At 34.9% G+C, this 23,732-nt stretch carries 25 protein-coding genes and 3 pseudogenes; 11 read left to right on the top strand and 17 right to left on the bottom strand.

What is annotated here, in order from left to right; genetic code table 11:
* The first annotated feature begins 78 nt into the window (after positions 1-78).
* The 3 genes from HHU08_RS25915 to HHU08_RS25435 are packed head-to-tail and all read left to right on the top strand — an operon-like array spanning position 79 to position 1,472.
* Entirely contained in the window at positions 79-390 is a 312-nt protein-coding gene (locus HHU08_RS25915) for a transposase (RefSeq protein ID WP_016205489.1), read from the top strand.
* Positions 391-401: 11 nt separating this feature from the next.
* Entirely contained in the window at positions 402-1,301 is a 900-nt protein-coding gene (locus HHU08_RS10645; RefSeq protein ID WP_040344397.1) for an IS3 family transposase, read from the top strand.
* A gap of 45 nt (positions 1,302-1,346) precedes the next feature.
* Complete coding sequence (locus HHU08_RS25435) at positions 1,347-1,472, top strand: hypothetical protein (protein ID WP_263479876.1); 126 nt, start codon at positions 1,347-1,349, stop codon at positions 1,470-1,472.
* 1,121 nt (positions 1,473-2,593) lie between these two features.
* Here the strand turns inward: HHU08_RS25435 and HHU08_RS25910 are convergent.
* From HHU08_RS25910 to HHU08_RS25900, 8 genes and pseudogenes are all read right to left on the bottom strand, one after another.
* A pseudogene (locus tag HHU08_RS25910) lies at positions 2,594-2,992 on the bottom strand (NUDIX hydrolase).
* Between the two features lie 775 nt (positions 2,993-3,767).
* Positions 3,768-4,145, bottom strand: a complete 378-nt coding sequence (locus tag HHU08_RS10635) for a hypothetical protein (protein ID WP_101729995.1) — start codon at positions 4,143-4,145, stop codon at positions 3,768-3,770.
* Positions 4,146-4,182: 37 nt separating this feature from the next.
* Complete coding sequence (locus HHU08_RS10630; protein WP_016201231.1) at positions 4,183-4,713, bottom strand: hypothetical protein; 531 nt, start codon at positions 4,711-4,713, stop codon at positions 4,183-4,185.
* Positions 4,714-4,976: 263 nt separating this feature from the next.
* On the bottom strand, positions 4,977-5,795 hold the full coding sequence (locus HHU08_RS10625) for an SMI1/KNR4 family protein (RefSeq protein WP_016201230.1): 819 nt from the start codon (positions 5,793-5,795) through the stop codon (positions 4,977-4,979).
* 567 nt (positions 5,796-6,362) lie between these two features.
* The gene (locus tag HHU08_RS25430) at positions 6,363-6,488 is read right to left on the bottom strand and encodes a hypothetical protein (protein WP_263479876.1); all 126 of its coding nucleotides are present in this window, start codon (positions 6,486-6,488) and stop codon (positions 6,363-6,365) included.
* Positions 6,489-6,533: 45 nt separating this feature from the next.
* The gene (locus HHU08_RS10620; protein WP_040344397.1) at positions 6,534-7,433 is read right to left on the bottom strand and encodes an IS3 family transposase; all 900 of its coding nucleotides are present in this window, start codon (positions 7,431-7,433) and stop codon (positions 6,534-6,536) included.
* Positions 7,434-7,444: 11 nt separating this feature from the next.
* Positions 7,445-7,756 (bottom strand): transposase, encoded by a 312-nt coding sequence (locus tag HHU08_RS25905; protein WP_016205489.1) that lies wholly within the window; start codon positions 7,754-7,756, stop codon positions 7,445-7,447.
* Between the two features lie 520 nt (positions 7,757-8,276).
* Positions 8,277-8,486, bottom strand: a pseudogene (locus HHU08_RS25900) (PBSX family phage terminase large subunit); the annotation flags it as partial.
* Between the two features lie 596 nt (positions 8,487-9,082).
* Between HHU08_RS25900 and HHU08_RS10610 the strand changes: the two are divergent.
* The 3 genes from HHU08_RS10610 to HHU08_RS10600 all read left to right on the top strand — a co-directional run bounded on the left by HHU08_RS10610 (position 9,083) and on the right by HHU08_RS10600 (position 11,235).
* Complete coding sequence (locus tag HHU08_RS10610) at positions 9,083-9,304, top strand: hypothetical protein (RefSeq protein WP_016201227.1); 222 nt, start codon at positions 9,083-9,085, stop codon at positions 9,302-9,304.
* 297 nt (positions 9,305-9,601) lie between these two features.
* Positions 9,602-10,717, top strand: a complete 1,116-nt coding sequence (locus HHU08_RS10605) for an IS4 family transposase (RefSeq protein WP_100525938.1) — start codon at positions 9,602-9,604, stop codon at positions 10,715-10,717.
* Positions 10,718-10,902: 185 nt separating this feature from the next.
* Positions 10,903-11,235, top strand: a complete 333-nt coding sequence (locus HHU08_RS10600; RefSeq protein ID WP_224428115.1) for an antibiotic biosynthesis monooxygenase family protein — start codon at positions 10,903-10,905, stop codon at positions 11,233-11,235.
* Positions 11,236-11,285: 50 nt separating this feature from the next.
* On the opposite strand, the gene HHU08_RS10595 is transcribed toward HHU08_RS10600, so the two are convergent.
* Both HHU08_RS10595 and HHU08_RS10590 read right to left on the bottom strand, forming a co-directional pair.
* A complete protein-coding gene (locus HHU08_RS10595) occupies positions 11,286-11,621 on the bottom strand; it encodes a ParM/StbA family protein (protein WP_169188399.1) in 336 nt (111 codons plus the stop codon).
* 20 nt (positions 11,622-11,641) lie between these two features.
* Positions 11,642-11,971 carry a ParM/StbA family protein gene (locus HHU08_RS10590; protein ID WP_040342588.1) on the bottom strand — a complete coding sequence of 110 codons (330 nt, stop codon included), beginning with the start codon at positions 11,969-11,971 and terminating at the stop codon, positions 11,642-11,644.
* 160 nt (positions 11,972-12,131) lie between these two features.
* On the opposite strand from HHU08_RS10590, the gene HHU08_RS10585 reads away from it, so the two are divergent.
* The gene (locus tag HHU08_RS10585; protein ID WP_169188398.1) at positions 12,132-12,317 is read left to right on the top strand and encodes an XRE family transcriptional regulator; all 186 of its coding nucleotides are present in this window, start codon (positions 12,132-12,134) and stop codon (positions 12,315-12,317) included.
* Positions 12,318-12,423: 106 nt separating this feature from the next.
* Positions 12,424-13,539 carry an IS4 family transposase gene (locus HHU08_RS10580; protein WP_016201461.1) on the top strand — a complete coding sequence of 372 codons (1,116 nt, stop codon included), beginning with the start codon at positions 12,424-12,426 and terminating at the stop codon, positions 13,537-13,539.
* A gap of 286 nt (positions 13,540-13,825) precedes the next feature.
* Here the strand turns inward: HHU08_RS10580 and HHU08_RS10575 are convergent, their stop codons facing one another.
* Positions 13,826-14,632, bottom strand: coding sequence for an SMI1/KNR4 family protein (locus tag HHU08_RS10575; RefSeq protein WP_101729997.1), 807 nt, complete (start codon positions 14,630-14,632; stop codon positions 13,826-13,828).
* Between the two features lie 122 nt (positions 14,633-14,754).
* Between HHU08_RS10575 and HHU08_RS25685 the strand changes: the two genes are divergently transcribed.
* Positions 14,755-15,570, top strand: a complete 816-nt coding sequence (locus tag HHU08_RS25685; protein WP_169188397.1) for an HNH endonuclease — start codon at positions 14,755-14,757, stop codon at positions 15,568-15,570.
* Positions 15,571-15,882: 312 nt separating this feature from the next.
* On the opposite strand, the gene HHU08_RS10560 is transcribed toward HHU08_RS25685, so the two are convergent.
* From HHU08_RS10560 to HHU08_RS10545, 4 genes and pseudogenes are all read right to left on the bottom strand, one after another.
* Positions 15,883-16,485, bottom strand: a complete 603-nt coding sequence (locus HHU08_RS10560; RefSeq protein WP_169188396.1) for a LysM peptidoglycan-binding domain-containing protein — start codon at positions 16,483-16,485, stop codon at positions 15,883-15,885.
* On the bottom strand, positions 16,486-16,845 hold the full coding sequence (locus tag HHU08_RS10555) for a glycoside hydrolase domain-containing protein (RefSeq protein ID WP_016201221.1): 360 nt from the start codon (positions 16,843-16,845) through the stop codon (positions 16,486-16,488). It lies immediately after the preceding gene.
* A 75-nt stretch (positions 16,846-16,920) separates the two neighbouring features.
* Positions 16,921-17,142, bottom strand: a complete 222-nt coding sequence (locus HHU08_RS10550) for a hypothetical protein (protein WP_016201220.1) — start codon at positions 17,140-17,142, stop codon at positions 16,921-16,923.
* Between the two features lie 14 nt (positions 17,143-17,156).
* Positions 17,157-17,351, bottom strand: a pseudogene (locus HHU08_RS10545) (BhlA/UviB family holin-like peptide).
* Between the two features lie 120 nt (positions 17,352-17,471).
* Between HHU08_RS10545 and HHU08_RS10540 the strand changes: the two are divergent.
* Together HHU08_RS10540 and HHU08_RS25895 are read left to right on the top strand one after the other, a co-directional pair.
* Positions 17,472-17,834 carry a tyrosine-type recombinase/integrase gene (locus HHU08_RS10540; protein WP_084668585.1) on the top strand — a complete coding sequence of 121 codons (363 nt, stop codon included), beginning with the start codon at positions 17,472-17,474 and terminating at the stop codon, positions 17,832-17,834.
* Between the two features lie 85 nt (positions 17,835-17,919).
* A complete protein-coding gene (locus tag HHU08_RS25895; RefSeq protein WP_101730000.1) occupies positions 17,920-18,384 on the top strand; it encodes a tyrosine-type recombinase/integrase in 465 nt (154 codons plus the stop codon).
* 64 nt (positions 18,385-18,448) lie between these two features.
* Here HHU08_RS25895 and mutL read toward each other — a convergent pair whose 3' ends face one another.
* Both mutL and mutS read right to left on the bottom strand, forming a co-directional pair.
* Entirely contained in the window at positions 18,449-20,356 is a 1,908-nt protein-coding gene (mutL, locus tag HHU08_RS10525) for a DNA mismatch repair endonuclease MutL (RefSeq protein WP_169188395.1), read from the bottom strand.
* A gap of 529 nt (positions 20,357-20,885) precedes the next feature.
* The gene (gene mutS / locus HHU08_RS10520) at positions 20,886-23,504 is read right to left on the bottom strand and encodes a DNA mismatch repair protein MutS (protein WP_169188394.1); all 2,619 of its coding nucleotides are present in this window, start codon (positions 23,502-23,504) and stop codon (positions 20,886-20,888) included.
* Positions 23,505-23,732: the final 228 nt, after the last annotated feature.

Here is a 23,732-nt window from a genome sequence, read left to right as displayed (position 1 = left end):
CTCATAAGCCCCAAAATGAACTTGGACAATAAGAGTAATATTTATTATACTGCTTAATGTACCAAGGAGGCTGACATCATGAAACGAATAAAACATTCTAAAGAATTTAAATTACAAGTCATCAAGGAAGCCCAAGACACAGGGAAGAATACCCTTGTAGCTCGCCGGTATGATCTGAATCCCAATATGGTTAGTCGCTGGGTTCGTGAATACAAAGATGGTAAATTTGGTGAAGTAGATGTGGCTGTGCTGCCAGATATAGACTCCAAAGAATTATCCAAAGAAAATGAAAAACTTAAAATGTTATTAGGTGAAAAAGACCTTGAAATAGCGATCCTGAGGGATCTTATAAAAAAGAAAAACCCTCACTTGCTGAAAAGCATGAAGTAGCTAACAAATGGATTCAAAAAGGCTACTCGATTTCAAAGGTGCTTAAAATCATAGGTATTCCTCGATCCACATACTATTATCAAAAGAATTATCGTGTTGAGGAGAAAAAAGTAAGTGAGGGACGTCCAGCACCAGGTTATTCGATCCAAGAGGACGGTCAAAAGATATCAGACGAACAGATTAAAGAATTTCTACTAGAAGAGATTGCCGGTGATTGCTATAACTATGGTTATCGCAAACTCACTAAGGTCTTAAGGCGAAAATACAAACTTAAAATTAACAAGAAAAAAGTATACCGGATTTGTAAAGAATTGGGCATCTTACGCCCACAGCGCCAAAAGAAAGTCTCATACCCTAGGAAACTAGCAAGAAATCGCATTATTACAAGATCTAATCAGCTATGGGAAGCTGACATTAAATATGGCTTTATCGAAGGTGAGGATCGCTTTTTCTTTGTCATGTCCATCATCGATGTTTATGACAGGGGCATCATTACCTATCATATGGGATTAAGCTGCACTGGAGATGATGTCAAACAGACACTGAAAAGGGCATTATTAAAACGCCAACAATATGATGAATTGGAAAAACCTGTAATCCGAACAGACAATGGACCGCAGTTTATTTCCCATACTTTTGAAAAGTTTTGTGAAGATTCCAAAATTGAGCACGAAAGAATTCCACCAAGAACACCAAATATGAATGCTCATATTGAGTCTTTCCATCGCATTTTTGAGGACGATTGCCTATCCAGATGGCAGTTTGAAACCTACACAGAAGCATATCAAGAAGTCATGAATTTTATGGAGTTCTACAACGAGAGACGTATGCATTCTAGTATACTAGATTTGTCACCAAAGGAATTCTATCAAAAACAAGATTCATTGGTGATCAAGGAGGTTCGGGTGTAATGGATGTATTCATTCAAAGCATCAGCTTGATTTGGAGTGGCGGGCATGATAGCCTCGTTCGGCGATGCCAATGTTGTAAAACAGCTGGCTTCTTGGCAGGAGAATCATGCCCGCAGAGGCTCCATGTCAAGCAACATGGCCTTTTTGAAGAATAATGAAAGAAATCTATAAAATAAAAAACTGAGGAAATGAAAGAATAAGAGAGTTATTGTCCAAAATTCGGGGGTTAATCCGCTTTGCTTAAGTAAAGAATTCATTTCATCAGCAATAAGTGGTAAATATTTATTCAATAGAACAAGGATAAAGACTCTCAACTCCAACTACCACTTTCTTCTTACTCCATGAGATAGTGGCGTTCATTCATCTGATGAAAACCACTTTCCCTCTTACTCTACAAAATAGTGGCGTTCATTCATCTGGTGAAAACCACTTTTCCTCTTACTCTACAAAATAGTGACGTTCATTCATCTGATGAAAACCACTTTTCCTCTTACTCTACGAAATAGTGGTGTTCATTCATCTGATGAAAACCACTTTTCTTCTTACTCCACGAAATAGTGGTGTTCATTTTACTTATGAAAACCACTTTTCCTCTTTCTCTACGAAATAGTGGCGTTCATTCATCTGATGAAAACCACTTTCCCTCTTACTCTACGAAATAGTGGCGTTCATTCTATTGATGAAAACCACTTTTCCTCTTACTCTACGAAATAGTGGTGTTCATTCATCTGATGAAAACCACTTTTCCTCTTACTCCACAGAATATTGGCGTTCATTTTACTTATGAAAACCACTTTTCCTCTTACTCCACAGAATATCGGCGTTCATTCTATTGATGAAAACCACTTTCCCTCTTACTCTACAAAATAGTGGCGTTCATTCATCTGGTGAAAACCACTTTTCCTCTTACTCTACAAAATAGTGACGTTCATTCATCTGATGAAAACCACTTTTCCTCTTACTCTACGAAATAGTGGCGTTCATTCATCTGATGAAAACCACTTTTCCTCTTACTCCACAGAATATTGGCGTTCATTTTACTTATGAAAACCACTTTTCCTCTTACTCTACGAAATAGTGGTGTTCATTCATCTGATGAAAACCCACTTTTCCTCTTACTCCACAGAATATTGGCGTTCATTTTACTTATGAAAACCCACTTTTCCTCTTACTCCACAGAATATTGGCGTTCATTTTACTTATGAAAACCACTTTTCCTCTTACTCCACAGAATATCGGCGTTCATTCTGCTTATGAACGCCTGTTTCACTCAAGCTCCCGTTAATGGATTTTTAAAGTATTTCTAATACTTCATTAATTGCCCAGCTTTGATGATCATGAAATAAACTTTCTACTGCTTGAATTGGTTCCATCCATTTAAGAAAATGACCTTCTTCTGTTGGTTCACCTATTTGTTTTACCATATTGCATAAATAGAAATATCCTTCACTAAGATAATATTTATATTCATTTGTAGAATAAAAATATCTTCGAGCATTCCCTATGAATGGACCTATTTCTATTTCCATTCCCATTTCTTCCAAGGCTTCTCTTATTTAACACTCTTGGTGTGTCTCCTTGTTTTCTATTCCTCCACCAGGGAGAAAGTATTTGCCATCACTAGTTTGCATGATGGCAATTTTATCTTTCTGATTATTAAATATTATACAATAAGCCGCAGACCTCTTTATCTATTCTTTGCCTTCTTCTATTTCGCCAAACGAGATTATATTCAAAATTTCCACCTCTAGATTTATAAACTTTTTTCATTCTTCTTCCATTTACTTGTACAATAAAGCTTCTATACTTTATTAACATTAGGTGAGGGTGAATCTAATAAAGTTTAATCACGTACCATTACCATCAGAGACCTATCCACCGTTTTCTGAATCTTGTATAATCGTAGTTATCCAATTTCCAACCATTTTCTCTCCTTCTTCATAATTACTTATCTCATCAGGCAATATTTCCATCGTCTGATACTTCTCTGGGAGATTATACACTTTTCTCCTTAATTCTTTGTTTCTATCGATTCATCATCTATAAGTATTACTTTCTTATTATCAATTGTGACAAATGAACGAGCTGTATATTCTATCTGATTTATATAAACATAGTAATGGCTTCTGTGATTCGGCTTGCAACTAATATGATGCCCCTTCAACTTTGTGAAGCTTTCTTAAACATTTCGAACTGTTTTGATAACAGATAAAATTCTTCCAAATAGTATTTGTTCTCAATATGCTTATCTTTGTTTATATCAAACGTGTCAATAATTAACTTTACATCAGGACTGCTGGGGATATTTTTGACTTTATCATTCCAAAGTTTTCTATACGGCATTAACAATTCTTTCACTAAAGCATCTATTTTTTCATGCTCCAGATCAGAGCCATAGTTTACTAGAAAAATAGGCTACAATACAGGGATCTCCCTTACCTATCAAAATCAATTATTATCTTCTGCTCAATCTAAGGAGTCTATCTCTTTATTTTTGTGATTCTTTGTTGCCTTAATAGCGAAGAACTGCGGAATCAAATTCAACAGACTAACCAAAATTAATAATTGATATGGAGATATTGGCTTAAAATAGCCCTCCCATCTTTCGTTCCCTGCCATCTCGCTGATAAAATAAAAAGAAATGATGACAGATAATAGATTACCAATTATAAGAAAAAGTGTATGGCTGTATGCTTTCCCGAAGTAAGCAAGAAACACAGTCACCACAATCATTACTACATAGCCACGCATGGAACCATTTGCAAAATCCTGATACATGGAAAAATAAACAAAAGGAAAACAATATAAAATAACAAGCAGAATTCCTATTAAAATTTTTTTCATTTGCCACCTCTCTTACATAAATATTGTTCATCATTCCCTATTCCGTAATCACTTCAATATCCTCATACGTAGGTTTTTCCTTTGTGTAGGTAATCCAATATTTATATTCTCTTGAAAAATTAGCTGTAAAATGTTCTATATAGGTTACTGCCTTTGCTGATTCTCCCAGCACTTTTACTTCTTTAATAGTTTTATCTCTAAATGGCAAGGTAATGGTAACAGAAATATCCTCTCTTTCAAATATCATAGATGTATCACTAGAACCCATACGATCCTCTGGACCCGCTACCCATTTTAACTTTCCTTCTTTATTCTCTAAAATTACTAAGTCAGGATTATGCGTGTTGCCACTTTCATGTTTATTTTTAAAAATAACATAAATGAAATCATCTTTTAGGTCATAATCAATTATTTCTTGATTCTTTAATTTGTTTTCTGCCATTACATTCATGATTTGTTCTTCAAGTGATCCAGTATCTGTTGATTTTTTCCCATCATACTCTTTCCCTTCATCCAAACACCCTACCAATACGAACAACATTAATAAAGAAAAAAATATCTTTTTCATATAATAACAGCTCCAGACAGTTTTCTTTAATATACGGTTTAGAATAGAGAAGAGATTCAATAAGTGATGTTATTATACAATTTTTACACTATATGGATTTTTTGTAAGATGGGTATTTCTAATGAATGAAAGATTATATATTGGAAAATTTCTTGAACAAGTGTTATTGTAAAATACTAAAAACAAAACAATTATCGGCAAAAAAGAAGCCTATCTTATATGAATTACGCTCTTATATAAAAAATTAATACGTTGTGGAAAACTTACTTCCCATTTTCTTTTATGTAATCACCCATTAGTTCTAAAAATGTTTTAAACAATTGATTATCACTTTTTTCAAATTCGCTTATAAGTTTGTCTAGATATTCTTTATTAATGTCATAACTAGAAATTATCATCTTCCATGCTGCTATTCCAGCTTCATCAACTATCTCTTGATCAGAATGTTTTAATAATCTTAAGATATTATCAAGTTGTTCTGCTAAGATTTCTTCATCATAAAGCATGTTATTGAATGCCTCTATCCCTGTTAGAACATCTATTTTTTCTTGACTTAATACTAACTTTCTCGCTTCTTCCAAGGTATAGGATATCACTTCTTCTCCCTCATCATCTTCTTGCATTTCTTCCTCTATTTCTTCGTGAAGATAGAGATTTTCTAGCATCTTATCAAATGAAGAATATATTTCTATTATCCTCTCATTATCTGTTTGTATGAATATCACTTTAGGCTCTTCTGTTTTATCGTAATCTAACGCAAGCCATTCATGCCCATCCCCACTTAATAAAATGATATTTCTCCTTTTGATTTCCCATTCTTTCACATAATAATCTGTTTCCATAATTCCGTTATTTTCTTTTATTCCTAATAAGTGGTCTATTATAATATGGTTATCATTTTCCCATCGATCCAGGGATATTGGTAATGCATTATAATGTAATTCTCCACCGTTTTTTTGCTTTAAAAGATTTATATATGCTTTAGGAAGCTTCACATTAAAATGCTTTTCTGCTAGATTAATATCTTCGTTCGTTAAACGACTTAAAGTATAACTACTCTCGTCTTCTTTCCAGATATCCATACCTAAATTCCCCTTTCTCCAAAAAACGTTATTATTTCCATTTTTTATTATATTATACAAGTAGGTTTAATAACAAAAAATCTCAATTAATAACAAGACTATACAACTATTAAATATTTAAATAGTTGTATAAATTTTCCTTTTAACCTTCCTTTCTTCACAAAAATTGCAACTTTTTCAATTACCAACCGTATAACTAGTAAATGATCCTAAAGGCGATGATAATTATGTTTAAATCTGATTTAGCAAACTTAATTTCTAAGCTAGTTTTTTATTTTATTATTCATATGATTGTTTTAGTTAATGGTTTCTTTAATGATCGATTACATTTGATCTTTCTAAGCCTTTTTATATTGTGGGTTTCCATAGACGACATCATAAAATATAAAAAACGAAAAAGGAAGGAGTCTTAAAGAGCTTCTCTTTTCACCCTTTCTTTCCGTTTATAAGTTACAAATTTAGACATAAATCACCATTTACTGTAACCTCCAAGAATGTTAGGCTCGGATTAACCCCCGAATTTTGGACAATAACTCTCTTATTCTTTCATTTCCTCAGTTTTTTATTTTATAGATTTCTTTCATTATTCTTCAAAAAGGCCATGTTGCTTGACATGGAGCCTCTGCGGGCATGATTCTCCTGCCAAGAAGCCAGCTGTTTTACAACATTGGCATCGCCGAACGAGGCTATCATGCCCGCCACTCCAAATCAAGCTGATGCTTTGAATGAATACATCCATTACACTCGAACCTCCTTGATCACCAATGAATCTTGTTTTTGATAGAATTCCTTTGGTGACAAATCTAGTATACTAGAATGCATACGTCTCTCGTTGTAGAACTCCATAAAATTCATGACTTCTTGATATGCTTCTGTGTAGGTTTCAAACTGCCATCTGGATAGGCAATCGTCCTCAAAAATGCGATGGAAAGACTCAATATGAGCATTCATATTTGGTGTTCTTGGTGGAATTCTTTCGTGCTCAATTTTGGAATCTTCACAAAACTTTTCAAAAGTATGGGAAATAAACTGCGGTCCATTGTCTGTTCGGATTACAGGTTTTTCCAATTCATCATATTGTTGGCGTTTTAATAATGCCCTTTTCAGTGTCTGTTTGACATCATCTCCAGTGCAGCTTAATCCCATATGATAGGTAATGATGCCCCTGTCATAAACATCGATGATGGACATGACAAAGAAAAAGCGATCCTCACCTTCGATAAAGCCATATTTAATGTCAGCTTCCCATAGCTGATTAGATCTTGTAATAATGCGATTTCTTGCTAGTTTCCTAGGGTATGAGACTTTCTTTTGGCGCTGTGGGCGTAAGATGCCCAATTCTTTACAAATCCGGTATACTTTTTTCTTGTTAATTTTAAGTTTGTATTTTCGCCTTAAGACCTTAGTGAGTTTGCGATAACCATAGTTATAGCAATCACCGGCAATCTCTTCTAGTAGAAATTCTTTAATCTGTTCGTCTGATATCTTTTGACCGTCCTCTTGGATCGAATAACCTGGTGCTGGACGTCCCTCACTTACTTTTTTCTCCTCAACACGATAATTCTTTTGATAATAGTATGTGGATCGAGGAATACCTATGATTTTAAGCACCTTTGAAATCGAGTAGCCTTTTTGAATCCATTTGTTAGCTACTTCATGCTTTTCAGCAAGTGAGGGTTTTTCTTTTTTATAAGATCCCTCAGGATCGCTATTTCAAGGTCTTTTTCACCTAATAACATTTTAAGTTTTTCATTTTCTTTGGATAATTCTTTGGAGTCTATATCTGGCAGCACAGCCACATCTACTTCACCAAATTTACCATCTTTGTATTCACGAACCCAGCGACTAACCATATTGGGATTCAGATCATACCGGCGAGCTACAAGGGTATTCTTCCCTGTGTCTTGGGCTTCCTTGATGACTTGTAATTTAAATTCTTTAGAATGTTTTATTCGTTTCATGATGTCAGCCTCCTTGGTACATTAAGCAGTATAATAAATATTACTCTTATTGTCCAAGTTCATTTTGGGGCTTATGAGGGCTTTTATTATATAGGAGGTTACGTACTGTGAAGGATAAACTTTTATATATAATATTAATTAGTATTTTACTTACTTTTACTTTTGTTGGATTTGGTATTCAGCAATTAATTGAACAATGCTATTCAACCAAAGGTTCGAACTGCGACATCTTTTTTCTTTAAAATAGATTGTTTCTGTTTATTATAGAAATGCAAATTATTCCATTAGAATAGAGTGTCTAAGTTGAAGATAGAAACTAACGACAAATTATAGTAATACATAATTCTGACTCCATTTTATTAAAAGATTGGCAAAGCGCATTGGATCTTATTATGACAATTAGCAGCGAAACTGGCAGTAATCAAAGAAGCTATATCCGATGATTTTTCAAACTTTGTACAAGACTTGTTGGAGGTATCCTTCCAAAGTTCATTAACTACCAGTAATGCCTTTCTTACTTACTGTCTGCTTTTCCTCTACCTTTGTAATAGACTCTTTTTTGTCCGTTCGGTGTATAGATTAGGAGATGCTCTCCTTTTTCATCATGTTCCGATTCAGCTAAATTACCAAATATGTAAATTAGGCCAAAACCATCACATTCCATTATTAAACGATATGCTTGCTCCTGGTTATAAGCAACAACTAAGTGGTTTTGGTCTCTTGACCTAATCAGATAATCAGACACCAACTGTTGTTTTACTTGAACGGGTCACTTCTAATTTGACATCATAAGAAGCAGTAATTATTTGTTTTTATTTAGGAGAAAAAGTAATCATTCATTTTATAAGAGTACCGTCTACTTCATCTGCATTCATTAAACCAACAAAACTTTATGAACCTATAACACTATCGCCTTTCCCAGAAATAAAATCGTTGCATGCAAGCCTGATATACCCTAAATATTCCCATGTAAAGTCTTTGAATGAAGTATCTTGTGTAACTGAAACTAATTGATTTCTATTTAAGAATAAGACCTTTTTTTACCTTCTAACATTGATTTTCTAGCTCCAACCCAGTTCACAGTAAACCTTCCTCACAATAGTTATTGAATCGTTAAATATTAATTGCTAAGTGTGTTATCATAGATAGAAATACGCATAAGAATAAACCGAACACTGCTCCAAAAATCCCCACTATTACATAACCCTTCATGTTCTTATCCCACATAAGTTATCAATTTAGCAATAACCCAATTATCACTAGACAACCATCTCTTTAATTTATTCAACATAAAATAAAACAAAAAATTAATGGAGGTATAGGTTAATGCAACGAACAATAATTACCGGTCTTAATGGTGGTGCTATATACCAAAACTTTCCGAATCCCACTTATGGAGCATGGAACCAACAATTGTTAGGATATTCACCCTATCATTATATGATTGGAAATCAATATTACCAAATTGCTCCAAGACCACCAGGAACACAGATTTCTTCTCCCTATTTAGGACCTAATGTTCCGTTCAGTATTAGAAGAGTGTTTTAATATCTTATATTGCTCTTCCTCCCAAAGGAAGGAGAGCAATATTAAGATATTAATCCAATTCTTGGTTCCGACACAAATGTCGGTAGCAAATACTGAACAATAGTTTCAAGCTGCACAACAAAATAAACATTTACTAAATTTAATTATTTATGTTAGTACACTAGTGTTGCGTTAATTTAATTTAACTATTAAAAATACTTGAAATGTTCAATTTTATCATTTTATGCAAAGAAAAAGTCCTTTATAATGGATAAGTTAGGTGGTAACCCGTCCAAATCCACTAAAAAGGACTATCGCATGGACAAGATTACACGAAAAACTTCATTTGGACAATGGTTTTCACCAATAAATCTTCAATTATTTGAAGAAAACGTGAAAACGTTGAAATTAGATTTCTATACGAAAAAACTAACGACAGAGTCATTTCTAAAATTATTACTTTTTGCGCAGCTAGAAGAAGTCGAAAGTCTGCATGCGCTGAGCGATTGTCTTTTCGATGATCAACTGCAAAAGGGCATTGATCTTGATTCTATCAGTATTTCCCAACTCTCACGCCGTTTAAATGGCATGAATCCAGACTTATTCCAAAAGCTTTTCCTTGATTTAGTTTCACAAATTCATGCCAAAACGCACAACACGAAACTTGTGATGCCATTAAAAATCATTGATTCAAGCACATTGCCTCTCAATTTGACTAATCATAAATGGGCAAAATTCCGCAAAACAAAAGCGGGTGTTAAATTGCACTTACGCCTTGTGTTTATGGAAAAAGGTATATCCTATCCCGAAAAGGCCATTATGACAACGGCCAAAGAACATGACCGCGGTCAGCTTGAAGTAATGGTTGATGACAAGGAATGTATGTATGTGTTTGACCGTGGTTACTTAGACTACGAACGCTTTGATCGGATGACAGATGACGGCTACTTTTTCCTTTCTAGGCTGCGAAAAAACGCAGTCATACGGGAGGTTTACGATTTTAAACTACCCGAGAATACATCTGTTTTGTCGGATCAAATGGTGTTGATTGGTACGACGCAAAACCGTGCCGAAAATTACTTTCGTCTTCTAAAAGTGATTGATTCAAAAGGAAATGAGCTTCATTTAATCACAAATCGTTTTGATTTAAGTGCTGAAGAAATCTCAAAGATGTATAAATCACGCTGGGCGATTGAGTTATTTTTCAAATGGATTAAACAACATCTCCATATCAAAAAGTTTTACGGCCAAAGCGAATGGGCAATTCAGAATCAAGTGTTTATCGCACTTATTGTTTTTTGCCTGCATGTTCTCGCACAAATCGAGACAAAAAGTAAACGAAAAACCCTACAAATTAGCCGATATTTACGGGCAGCTTTGTGGAAACCAGCACATATTTGGCTTCGAAAGATTGAAGGAAAAACCATTCCTTAATAAACAAATTGTCGTCGTCTCTTAAGTCTAATTGTAAAAAAATTTCCAAATGGATGGATCCACCTTTAGTTGGGTATTTACTTTTTTGGCTCTTAACAGGGGACATATTTAAACTGAATATTCTAACAACATTTATGCAACACTAGTGATGTTAGTATTCTTAATATAAAAAATTCGGGGGCGATATTATGTCATTTGCAAACACACCAAAACCACCCTATTACGCTGTGATTTTCACTTCTAAAAGAACAGAAGAAGATGATAAAGGTTATGGTCAAGTTGCTAATTTAATGGTTGAACTTGCTTCTAAACAACCAGGCTTCTTAGGTGTAGAAAGTTCTAGAGATCAAGATGGCGTCGGCATTACTGTTTCATATTGGGAAAATCTAGAATCTATAAAATCTTGGAAAGAAAACATGCCTCACCAAAAAGCTCAAGAAAAAGGTAAAAGTGATTGGTATTCCAAATACATAACTCGCATTAGTAAAGTGGAAAGAGATTATTCTTTTAGCATATAAAAATTGATCTGTGGCTTCGTGCAATCGAAGCTCTTTTTATTACACATTAGTTATCTTTCTGCAGCTCCTCCCATTACTAACACCGTATCGCTAGGACTCCATTTTTTAGATGTTTGAGCAACTATCCCGCGAACCATAGCATACAAATCATTGGACTTAGTTGTATTGCATCCGAAATTAATGGTAAAAGAATCTTTATCGATATACTTTCCGTCCACAAGACTAGCACAATTTATTGTCGCACTTCCTGCATCTATTATTCTCACTAGTACTGTTTGTGGATTACTCCAAAACGCCGCTCCTCCTTCTGCTGCTACTTCTACACGATTTATTTTGATTGTCTTTTTCACTCCGTTTAAAGTTAGATCGTGAGAGCCTAGTAACATGTTCTTGATCCGTTCTTTTTCTATGGAATATGCTTTTTAATTGGCTGACCAACAACAATCTGATATGTTGTTCCAGGTAGATGATGTAATGCTAATAAGACTCTTATTTTTGTATCCTCATGGGCTTTGCTATCTACCATAAGTGAGCCGCCAAACTCCGATTCAGCAAGCGCCAGAGTACCTGCAAAACCTTTTCTACCGTTAAATTCGAATATCATATCATCCTTTCCGTGACTACTTTCTATGTGCCTATTACGGTATTCTCCAATAGCACTTTTAAACTTAACTATTCCAAATCTACTTGCATATTTAACCTCCTCATTTCCAGGATCAATGCCTACTATTTCCATGAGTCTCACCTTCTTGCAAAATATTAAGTAGTTAATATACTATATGGCAGTTATCTCTATTAATGCCTGTCTATCAAAATAAAAGTTAAAAAATATCTAAATAAAAATTAAAAAGGATTTTACAAGATTGTACAGAATATTGATACTGAGGTGTTTATAGATGAAAGTACATATTGATAAGTACATTGAAGAAAGTGGATTACGGAAAGGCTTTATTGCGAAGAAGTTGGACATTTCATCTACTCAACTATCGAATGTCCTAGCTGGTAGATCTTTCTTAAGAACGCCTAAATTATTTTTGTTGGGGAAAATCACTAGTGTTGCATTAATTTATTTTCATTATTAAAAATACTCAAAATGTTCAATTTTATTATTTTGTGCAAAGAAAAAGTCCTTTATAATGGATAAGTCAGGTGGTAACCCGTCCAAATCCACTAAAAAAGGACCAACACATGGACAAGATTACACGAAAAACTTCATTTGGACAATGGTTTTCACCAATAAATCTTCAACTTTTTGAAGAAACCGTGAAAACGTTGAAATTAGATTACTATACGAAAAAACTAAAAACAGACTCATTTCTAAAATTACTCCTTTTTGCACAGCTACAAGAAGTCGAAAGTTTGCATGAGCTAAGCGATTGTCTTTTCGACGACCAACTACAAAAAGGCATTGATCTTGATTCAATCAGTATTTCTCAGCTCTCACGCCGATTAAACGGTATAAATCCAGATTTATTTCAAAGGCTTTTCCTTGATTTAGTCGCACAAATTCATGCAAAAACACATTATACAAAGCTTATTATGCCGTTAAAAATCATTGATTCAAGCACATTGCCACTTAATTTGACCAATCATAAATGGGCAAAGTTCCGCAAAACAAAAGCGGGTGTCAAGTTGCATTTGAGACTTGTGTTTATGGAAAAAGGGAGTTCCTATCCTGAAAAGGCTGTTTTAACAACGGCAAAAGAACATGATCGTGGTCAGCTTGAAATCATGGTTGATGATAAAGAATGCATGTATGTGTTTGACCGTGGCTACCTAGATTACGAGCGCTTTGACCGAATGACAGATGATGGTTACTTTTTTCTTTCAAGGCTACGGAAAAACGCAGTCATACGGGAAGTTTATAATTTTAAACTACCCGAGAATTCAGCTGTTTTGTCAGATCAAATGGTGTTGATTGGTACGACTCAAAACCGTGCTGAAAATTACTTTCGTCTTCTAAAAGTGATGGATTCAAAAGGAAATGAACTGCATTTAATTACCAATCGTTTTGATTTGAGTGCCGAAGAAATTTCAGAGATGTACAAATCACGGTGGGCAATTGAGTTGTTCTTTAAATGGATCAAACAGCATCTCAGCATCAAAAAGTTCTACGGTCAAAGTGAATGGGCGATTCAAAACCAAGTGTTTATCGCACTGATTGTTTTTTGCCTACATGTTCTCGTACAACTTGAAACAAGAAGTAAGCGAAAAACCTTACAAATTAGCCGTTATTTAAGGGCTGCATTGTGGAAACCAGCCCATATCTGGCTTCGAAAGATTGAAGGGAAAGCCATCCCTTAATAAGCAAATTGTTGTTGTCGCACAAGTCTAATTGTAAAAAAAAACCCAAATGGATGGAGCCACCTTTGAATAGGTATTTACCTTTTTGGCTCTAAACAAGGAGGATAATCAGACTGAAAATTGCGACAATATTTATGCAACACTAGTGGGGGAAAATATTGAATTGTAAAGTGGATGACTTTTACGAATTTGAGGAGGATGATTATTTGAAATAAAAACAGCCCAACTCATTTGAGAAGGGCTTCTTTTAAACTACATTAACCAAATTTATATTCTTACTATTTCTTTATCTTTCATTATCATTTAAATACTCAGATATAAGATAGAGAAACGTTTTAAATATTTGATCTTGTCTTTTTTCAAAATCTGAAATGACATAATTTATAAATTCTCTTTTCACATTATAGCCCATTGTAATGGCACTCCAAGCCTTTTGTGCAGCGTATTCGACCACATCCTCCTCATCATGTTTTAACAATCTAATGATATCATCTTGGTGTTCGGCTAAAATGTTGTCCTCATATATATAATGTTCGAATGCATCAAGTCCATTTTTAATTTCAGAAATATCATTACTTCTTACTAATTTTCTTGCTTCTTCAAGTGTAATTATAATTGCACCTTCGCCAACTTGATCATTTTCATTTTCTTCTTGAATAAAAAGATTATCTACCATTTCATCAAACGATGAATATAATTCTATAATCTTGTCTTCCTCTGTATCGATATAGATAACTTTAGGATTCACTGAATGATTGTAATCTAATGCAAGCCATTCATGGCCATCACCACTTAACAAAATAATATTTTTTCGTTTTATCTGCCATTCTTTCACATAATAATCTGTCATCATGATACCCTCATTTTCTTTTATCCCTAATAGGTGCTCAATTAATAAATAATTATCACCTTCCCAACGATTTAGAGATATTGGTAATGCGTTATATAATAGATTCCCTCCGTTCTTTTCCCTTAAAGTATCAATATATGCCTTTGGCAATTTTACACGAAAATGCTTTTCTGCTTTATCTATATCTTCACTTGTTAAATTATTTAGAGTATAACTACTCTCTTCAGATTTCCAAATATTCATAATTTTAAAATTCCTTTCATATAAATGTTTATTTTTTGTAAAAAAATAATATATTATGTAATTTAGGTAAATATTCTGACTTGTTACAATAATATACCAATTTATTAAAAAGGAGAAGAGTTGTGAAAAAATATATTTTAAAAATAGCAACAGTATTATTACCAATTCTATTAATTTTTAGTACATTAAGCGAAGCAAATATTAACGCTGCACCAAATATAAATATATACCCAAAAGATCCAAGCGATCCTGTTACAGAAGAACAATATGAATACCTTGAGCCAGATTTAAAGACTTATGAAGATATCAATATAGACGAACTAGAAACAGTACCAGTTGAAACCTTAGAAGATGAACCTGAAAATATTGATGATTTTGATGATGAACCAATTATCGATTTTGATTCTGATTCAGAATCACCTGATAAAGCGCCTGCAATAGAAGAAGCTGAAAAAAATAATAATCCTCCCTATGGTGGAGCTATAAATATCTATCCTACTACAAGAATAAAAACAAATGGTAAAACTAAAACAGTAGAAGTTCAAGTTTTTAAAGGAAATGGTAAGAAGGTATATGAAACGGTTAAAAATGGTCATATGGCTAATAAATATCACCCAGTGACTAAAACTTTCTATAATAAAAATTCTTTCCCCGTATTCCCTGGTAAATCTTTTACAGTTTCATCTAAATATTGGAAGTCGTCTAAATCAACGGTTTGGAATCAAATAAAAGGTGATGTAAAAAAAGCTGTGACTTCTGATTTCAATTATTCTAAATTATTTAATCAAAAGCAGATTAATCAAATAAAAAATGGAAAATTCCCTGATGACTTTAGATTACATCACCATGAGAAATCAGGAAATTTCCAATTAGTTCATAAAAATTTACATGATAAAACTGGCCATACCGGCGGCAAATCTATTTGGGGTAGCTGGTAAACAAATAATAAGATAGAAAATATCCGTCTTTATATTTTATAAAATTCGGAATATTTACCCAATTAAAGGATAAGCCCCTCTCACCTAAGAGAAGGGCTTTTGTGTGGAGCCTAAGCTGTACAACTATTTTATATCCATCCACATTACTTTATGCGGATTTTTTGCTTTGGATAGATTTTATCAATATTTTTAATACTTGGATTTAACTTTTTGATTGCTGTAACGGTTGTACTATATTTCTTAGCAATCTTAGTTACATTGTCTCCACTTACAACTGTATGATATTTCTTAGTGTGTACTTTAATGTTTGTCCTACATAAATTTTATTCGGCCGTTTAATTCTTGCAGACGTTTAACTGTAGTACCCCATTTAGATGCTAGTTTACTTAATGCATCTCCACTTTTCACCTTATATGTCTTAGTAACTTTCTTAGTTGTGCTTGCGGCTGGTTTGGCAGCAGTTTCTTTTTTATCTACAGAAAACTTTAACTTTTGGCCAGCTTTAATTAAATTTGCATTTTCAATATTGTTCCAACTGGCTAGATCTTTGATAGTCACGTTAAAATCATTCGCAATCTCTGAAAGAGTATCACCACTTACAACCGTATATATGCCATCAGAATTCTTCTTACATTTGCTCGGAGCTGATGGTTTTGTAACGATTTCACTACCTACTTTAGTTTCTTCTGGAACAACAACTTTCACATCTCCCCAATGACCAGGTTCTTTTTTAATATCATTTCGGTCAATCGCTACTCCTGCAACTTTGACATCATTCTCAAACTGATGCATGTGAATAAAATCAGCAACATGACCGCGACTCCATGCATATGTTTTCCAATAGTAATCAACTTTTCCTTTCACCGCTTGCATTACATTGTAGGAACCATATATCCCAACCTTATAATCCTTCAATTATGATTTAATACCTTCCACAAACTCTAAAATTTTGCTCATATGACTAGACTGAGCATTGAAATCTACAGCAAAGTAAATAGCTGTCCCTTCTGGCTGTTCAACTGCTTTTGCAAAACCCTCAGCTTCTTTCGCATGAGAAATTCCCTGCTCCTTGCTAAAAAATTGAATTCCATTATTACTTTTCTGAAAAATACTAATCAGCTTTAAACCAGCATCTTGAATTGCCTTTGTCTCCGCTTTATCAAAAGACTTCCAACTATTCCCGAGATAACGAGCCACATATTCAAAGCCCTCTTTTCTCAAACCAGCTGCTGTTATACTATTTAATTTAGTTGCACAATCAAATCCTTTTACCATTATCCATTCACACTCCATTTAATTTTTTATAAAAGAAATTTATAAAAGAAAAAGGATAGCCGTCATAGCCATCCCTTACTTTGTTATAGATTTAGCTCCACTGTATAATCCACAAGCTGACAAACCAATGATTAGTCCATATACAATCCCTGTTTTCAGGTCCACATCCAAATATAAAATCCCTACCGGTACCCCCAAAAGAACAGAAACTAAAGGAGCATACCTAACTGGTAATCCTAAACTTTTCTTAAACAACTCCACTAATGCAATAAATACTTCAACTGTTAATTCTCCCACTTCCAACCTCTCCCTTACTTTAATTTTTGCTTGATATCATCCAATTTCGTAATGACTAAATCATACTTATCACTAAACTTATCAAGCAGATCCTACAAACGATTTTCCCTCTCCTTGTTATTCTTCATAACATAAATAAGGAGCCATACGAATAATAACGCAAATGGCCCCTGAGTAAGAAAGTATTTAGTTAGTTCTAATTCCAAAATGGTTTCACCTCCTCAAAAGGACATAAAAAAGACTCCTCCTAGTGGAAGAATCCAAAAATACCATTAAATTTAACGATAAAAACTTGCAACAAAATTTTTCACATTCTCATCTGAAACAACATTCGTGTATGCAATATTAACATTCAATCTATTTGTACTAGGCTCTGCTACTATATCTATATAGCTAACCAAATCATACCTAGCATTGGGAATTACAAGTTGAACAAGCTAACCAGGATTGAGTATCAAAAACATTTAAACCGATTAAGTGAAAAATATGCTAAAACAACCGTACAAACCATCCATTCCATTTTCTGTACTGCCATAAATAAAGCTGTTGAACTTGAGTTATTGCAACATAATAATTTTCTAAATCTGAAAGTTCAAAAAGATAATGAAATAGAAAAGAGAAATTATTTAACTAGGGATGAGGTCAGTACTTTTATTAGAACAGCAAAAAAGGCAAGCCTCATCACTACTTGATTGTATCCTTCTTATTAAGAACAGGTCTTCGAAAAGGTGAACTATTAGCATTAAAAAGGCAGGACATTAATTTTGAAAAAAACTTATTGTCATTTCGAAGTCTAGAAATGATAAAAAAGTCATAAAATCTAAGACGTCTTCTAGCTTCCGAACAATTCCTATAGGTGATAAGCTTATTAAAGATTTATCAGCGTATAAAGATTGGCAAAAACAGAATAAAGAGAGATACGGGGAGAAATACATTGATCAGGATTATGTCATTACAACGTGGAGTGGAAGACCACTAGGTCCATATGGTATCAACAAAGTACTCAAAAGCATTATTGATAAAACAGATCTTCCTAAAATTAGTCCACACGGCTTACGTCATACACATGCTATTATGATGCTCGAGAGTGGTAATGATATTAAGGTTGTTAGTGAGAGACTTGGACACCCAGCACTTAACGTGACCTCTGATGTATATTTATATATAACCAAAAAGCACGAGTTGGAAAGTGTTAACCGATTAGAAAAGTATCTAGAAGGAGATGAAGAAGATGAGGAATAAAAAATTGGGGGGGAAATTGGGGGCAACGAACATTTTCACCCCCTCATAACCCCTGTAAATCCCGCTACATCACGCGCTTAAACATCTTCTCCATCTCATAAGTAGAATAATGCACAATAATCGGTCTCCCATGCGGACAAGTAAATGGATCCGATGTAGTCCGAAGTTCGTCGAGTAGGCTCTGAATTTCGTCGTTTCGCAAATGACGGTTTGCTTTGATTGAGCCTTTGCAACTCATCATGATGGCTGCTTCTTCTCTTAATAGTTTGATGTCTACTTTTTTCATGGAGAGAACTTGTTCGATCATTTCTTCGATTGTTTCTTTTTCTTCGCCTTTTGGGAACCATTGTGGATGAGAGCGAACTAGGTAGCTTTGCTGGCCAAATGGTTCGAGAAATACGCCTACTTTTTCTAATTCGACTTTATTTTCTTCTATTTTCATCCACTCATCTAGCGAATAATCTAAAGTTAATGGAATGAGCATTTCTTGTAATTCATTATGAACTTCTCCGACTTTTTCACGGAAAAATTCGTATTTGATTCGTTCTTGGGCAGCGTGTTGATCGATAATGTACAGCCCTCTTTCATTTTGGGCAAAAATATACGTTCCATGCATTTGACCAATTGGATAAAGTGGCGGTACTCTTGATCCTTCGACTACATCGGCTATTTCTTTCTCTTCCCATGTTTCCTCTTCTACCTCGGCTGGTAATGGTGGAAGGATAGTATTCGACTCTCCGCCTAAAAAGAATGGTGCACTGTCCATTGGATTGTTCTCTACTTCCTCAGCCGGCCAACTACTTGGTGCATCTTCAACAGGCTGATTCCATGTCGATTTTTCTTCTACCTCTACTTTTGGAATCGAAAAAGTTGGTTCGGTCTTTGGAATAGATGGTATCGCCGGTTCTCTTATCGTGTCAAAGCTAAAAGCTGCTTGTTCTTCCTTCGGAGCTGGCTTTTTCTCCCGGATAAGCCCTGCTGGAATAAGTTCTTTTTTCTTGAAGGCAGCTTTAATCGTATTACTTACGAGTTCATATAATTCTTGTTCTTTACTGAAGCGAACTTCCATTTTCGATGGATGGACATTAACATCTACTAAAATTGGATCCATTTCTACATTTAAAAGAACAATTGGATATCTGCCAATCGGCAATAACGTGTGATACCCTTCTTGAATGCTGCGAACAAGGGAATAGTTTTTAATAAACCGTCCATTAATCATCGTGGAAATGTAGTTACGTGACGCACGAGTGATTTCCGGCAGTGCCATATAACCACTTAATTTAAAATCAAGGGTGCTTGCGGAAATAGGAATCATTTTTTTCGCTATATTTAAGCCATAAATGCTCGCAAGAACCTGTCTTACATCCCCATTACCATTTGTATGAAGTAACTTGCGGTCATTATGGACTAAACGGAAACTTACATTAGGATGTGCAAGTGCCAGTCGGTTAACGATATCGGTAATATTGCCAAGCTCTGTATGAATCGACTTCATATATTTCAGTCTTGCCGGTGTATTAAAGAATAAATCGCTGACGATTATCTCTGTTCCTTTTCTTCCGGGTGCGCCCTCTTGTTTTACTAAATGGCCACCTTTCAGCTCAACTGTTGTTCCTTGTTCTCCTGTCGAAGTCGTTAAAGTGACATGGGAGACTGAGGCAATACTCGGTAGTGCCTCTCCTCTAAATCCAAGAGTGCGAATACGGAATAAGTCATTTTCATCCTTGATTTTACTTGTCGCATGTCTAGAAAAAGCTGTTAAGACATCCTCTTCCTCAATCCCTTGTCCATTATCGAGAATGCGAATGCTTTGTAAACCAGCTTCCTCGATAAATATTTCAATCGACGTACTTTTGGCATCTATGCTATTTTCCACTAATTCTTTTACAACAGAGGCTGGCCGCTCAACAACTTCACCTGCAGCAATTTTATTCGAAAGTGCATCATCCAGTTGAATAATCTTTGCCATTGTTTCTCCTCTTTTCTTTCCTACTTTTAATCAGATTAATCGGCACATGCATAAGATTGAACTGTAGTACTAATTTCGGCGTTCAACTTGTACATGAAGACCATTATTTTCGGTGTTTCTCTGTTTTTGGCTTTCATCTTGCTTATGAACACCATTTTTTCAGGCGTTTATCTATTTTTCGGCTTTCATCTTGCTTATGAACGCCACTTTTTCAGACGTTTCTCTATTTTTCAGCGTTCATCCTGCTCATGAAAACCACTTTTCCCAACATTCCTCTGTTTTTCAGCATTCATCCTGCTTATGAAAACCACTTTTCCCAACATTCCTCTGCTTTCAGCGTTCATCCTGCTCATGAAAACCACTTTTTCCAACATTCCTCTATTTTTCAGCGTTCATCTCGCTTATGAACACCACTTTTCCCAACATTCCTCTGTTTTTCAGCGTTCATCCTGCTTATGAAAACCACTTTTTCTAACGATTCTCTATTTCGTAGCTTTCATCTCACTTATGAACATCATATTGACTCACTTTATCCGTCGTTTCGAACTTTTTTATGAAGTTCATACAGTGTATTTAATGCCTGCATTGGTGTCATTTCTAAAATATCCAAGTCTTTAAGTTTGTTTACAATTTGCTTTTCCTTTGTAGAAAGAGCTTTTTGAGGCTTTTTCACTTCTGTATCAAAGAAGGATAATTGTGCTTCTTCCTCGATTTTTTCTGCTTTTACAACAGGTTGTTCGATTTGCGTGACTGCTGCTTCTCCAGCAAATTGATCTTTTTGCTCTAGACTTGTTAATAGTTCTTGTGCGCGTTCAATTAGTGCTTCTGGTAATTCAGCAAGCTGGGCAACGTGAATTCCGTAGCTTTTATCTGCTGCTCCTTCTTTAATTTTATGAAGGAAGACTACTTTTCCATTTTGCTCCATTGCGCTAACATGAACATTGCTTAATGACTGAAGCTCTTCCGCAAGTACAGTTAGTTCATGATAGTGGGTCGAGAATAACGTTTTAGCGCCGACTTCATGATGGATATATTCAATAATCGCTTGGGCAAGCGCCATTCCATCATAGGTGCTTGTACCGCGTCCAATTTCATCAAAGAGAATTAAGCTGTTATTGGTTGCATGTAAAAGTGCATTTCTTGCTTCTAGCATCTCAACCATAAATGTGCTTTGACCAGAAATAAGATCATCTGCTGCACCAATTCTCGTAAAGACTTGGTCAAATAATGGCAATACTGCTTCGTCTGCTGGTACGAAACAACCGATTTGCGCTAAAATGCTTGTTAAGGCAATTTGGCGCATATACGTACTTTTACCAGACATATTTGGTCCTGTAATTAACAGCAACTCTCTCTCTTTATGCATCGTGCAATCATTAGCGACATAGTTCTGCGCGTTCATCACCTTTTCCACTACTGGATGACGGCCATTTTTAATAGAAAGAGTTCGATCACTTGAAAACTCTGGCTTCACATAGCGACGATCTTCACTAACAGTTGCAAAGCATTGTAATACATCTAGCGTACTGACTGTTTTTGCTAAATTTTGCAAGCGCGGGATATATTCTTTGATCGTTTCTCTGATTGTTGTGAAAATCTCATATTCTAGTTCAACCATTTTTTCTTCTGCTTGCAAGATTAAGCTTTCTTTTTCCTTTAATTCTGGTGTGATATAACGCTCTGCATTGGCAAGTGTTTGTTTGCGCTCATACTGTCCTTCTTGTAAAAGATGAACATTTGCTCTTGTTACTTCAATGTAATAACCGAATATACGATTATAGCCGATTTTTAATGATTTAATGCCTGTTTTTTCGCGTTCTTCTCTTTCCAGCTGGGCGATCCACGTTTTACCGTTTCGACTTGCATCACGGTAGCTGTCTAATTCAGAATGATAGCCATCTAAGATGATATTTCCTTCTTTAATGGAAAGTGGTGGATTTTCAACAATTGCCCGTTCTAATAAATCGGTTATATCTTCACATGGATCTAGTTCATCAGCAAGTCTGGTTGCTTCTTCTGATCCGAACGATGCAACGATTTGCTGAATGATTGGCACTTGTTGTAGTGATTTTTTTAGCTGTACAAGATCTCTTGCATTTACATTACCAAATGCCACTCGGCCTGCTAGACGTTCTAAATCGTACACTTCCTTTAGCTTTTCCCGTAAATCTTGGCGTTCAAAGTAATGACCGATCATCGTCGCTACTAAATTTTGACGATATTCAATCTCCTCTTTATTTAAGAGTGGGCGGTCAATCCACTGTTTTAAAAGTCTTCCGCCCATCGCTGTTTTCGTTTCGTCCAATAACCAGAGGAGCGATCCTTTTTTCCCTTTTGAACGAATCGTTTCTGTTAATTCTAAATTTCGCTTGGAATAATAATCTATTTTCATAAACTGATCGATTACATAAATCGAAACAGGCTGTAAGTGATCCAAGCTTCGTTTTTGTGTTCGATATAAATAATTAAACAAGCGTGCAACGGTGTTTTTCAGCTGTTGCTTTTCTACTCCTTGCAATAAAGGAGCATGCATATCTTTTTCATCGGTATCATTTTCGATTGAAAGCGTTAAAGTTCCTCGCTCCTGCAATCGCTTCTGATACTCTTTGGAAAAGTCATCTGAAATAACAACTTCTTTCGCTCCTGACAAAGATAGTTCATTTAATAACGAATCGATGCCAGTTAAAATGGTTGCTTTACTTTCCCCAGTCGATAAATCGCTATAGGCAAAGCCAAATTTTTCGTCTGCAAATAATGAAATAGTGGCAATATAGTTGTTTTCTTTATCGGAAAGATTTTTTCCTTCCATCATCGTACCAGGCGTGATGAGCTGAACGACTTCTCTTTTCACGACTCCTTTTGCTTGCTTTGGGTCTTCTGTTTGTTCACAGATTGCTACTTTGTAGCCGCGCTCGACAAGCTGTTCAATATAGTTAGGAGCAGAATGATGAGGAACTCCACACATCGGAATTCGCTCCGCTCCCCCACCTTCTCTACTCGTTAACGTAATTTCGAGCTCTTGTGATGCTTTGATTGCATCATCAAAGAACATTTCATAAAAATCCCCTAAACGAAAAAATAAAAAGGCATCCTGATAATCTGCCTTTACTTGTAAGTATTGTTGTATCATTGGCGTATATGTCGTCATAACTTCCTCCAAAATCCAAGTCCAAATCTATTATTCTCCCATTATAACATAAAGAAATAGAATATTTCAGTGGGGGGTTTTGGGAAAAGACATCAAATTTATCCTTATAAAAAATTAGCTGTTTTCATGAAGTAAGATGTGATAACTAGTTCATTCCATTGCGCTCGAGACATTCCACTATCTTTTTAAAAATAATACTAGTAATTCGCAAGCAAATCTTCTATAATT

The organism is Niallia alba (assembly GCF_012933555.1).
GTDB lineage: Bacteria > Bacillota > Bacilli > Bacillales > Cytobacillaceae > Niallia > Niallia alba.
This window is presented reverse-complemented; position numbering and strand designations above follow the sequence as displayed.

Excerpts from the sequence above, each read along its gene's own strand:
- HHU08_RS25915 (WP_016205489.1), top strand. The coding sequence starts at position 79 with ATGAAACGAATAAAACATTCTAAAGAATTTAAATTACAAGTCATCAAG.
- HHU08_RS25435 (WP_263479876.1), top strand. The coding sequence starts at position 1,347 with ATGATAGCCTCGTTCGGCGATGCCAATGTTGTAAAACAGCTGGCTTCT.
- HHU08_RS10635 (WP_101729995.1), bottom strand. The coding sequence starts at position 4,145 with ATGAAAAAAATTTTAATAGGAATTCTGCTTGTTATTTTATATTGTTTT.
- HHU08_RS10630 (WP_016201231.1), bottom strand. The coding sequence starts at position 4,713 with ATGAAAAAGATATTTTTTTCTTTATTAATGTTGTTCGTATTGGTAGGG.
- HHU08_RS10625 (WP_016201230.1), bottom strand. The coding sequence starts at position 5,795 with ATGGATATCTGGAAAGAAGACGAGAGTAGTTATACTTTAAGTCGTTTA.
- HHU08_RS25430 (WP_263479876.1), bottom strand. The coding sequence starts at position 6,488 with ATGATAGCCTCGTTCGGCGATGCCAATGTTGTAAAACAGCTGGCTTCT.
- HHU08_RS25905 (WP_016205489.1), bottom strand. The coding sequence starts at position 7,756 with ATGAAACGAATAAAACATTCTAAAGAATTTAAATTACAAGTCATCAAG.
- HHU08_RS10610 (WP_016201227.1), top strand. The coding sequence starts at position 9,083 with ATGCAACGAACAATAATTACCGGTCTTAATGGTGGTGCTATATACCAA.
- HHU08_RS10605 (WP_100525938.1), top strand. The coding sequence starts at position 9,602 with ATGGACAAGATTACACGAAAAACTTCATTTGGACAATGGTTTTCACCA.
- HHU08_RS10595 (WP_169188399.1), bottom strand. The coding sequence starts at position 11,621 with ATGTTACTAGGCTCTCACGATCTAACTTTAAACGGAGTGAAAAAGACA.
- HHU08_RS10590 (WP_040342588.1), bottom strand. The coding sequence starts at position 11,971 with ATGGAAATAGTAGGCATTGATCCTGGAAATGAGGAGGTTAAATATGCA.
- HHU08_RS10585 (WP_169188398.1), top strand. The coding sequence starts at position 12,132 with ATGAAAGTACATATTGATAAGTACATTGAAGAAAGTGGATTACGGAAA.
- HHU08_RS10580 (WP_016201461.1), top strand. The coding sequence starts at position 12,424 with ATGGACAAGATTACACGAAAAACTTCATTTGGACAATGGTTTTCACCA.
- HHU08_RS10575 (WP_101729997.1), bottom strand. The coding sequence starts at position 14,632 with ATGAATATTTGGAAATCTGAAGAGAGTAGTTATACTCTAAATAATTTA.
- HHU08_RS10555 (WP_016201221.1), bottom strand. The coding sequence starts at position 16,845 with ATGGTAAAAGGATTTGATTGTGCAACTAAATTAAATAGTATAACAGCA.
- mutL (WP_169188395.1), bottom strand. The coding sequence starts at position 20,356 with ATGGCAAAGATTATTCAACTGGATGATGCACTTTCGAATAAAATTGCT.
- mutS (WP_169188394.1), bottom strand. The coding sequence starts at position 23,504 with ATGACGACATATACGCCAATGATACAACAATACTTACAAGTAAAGGCA.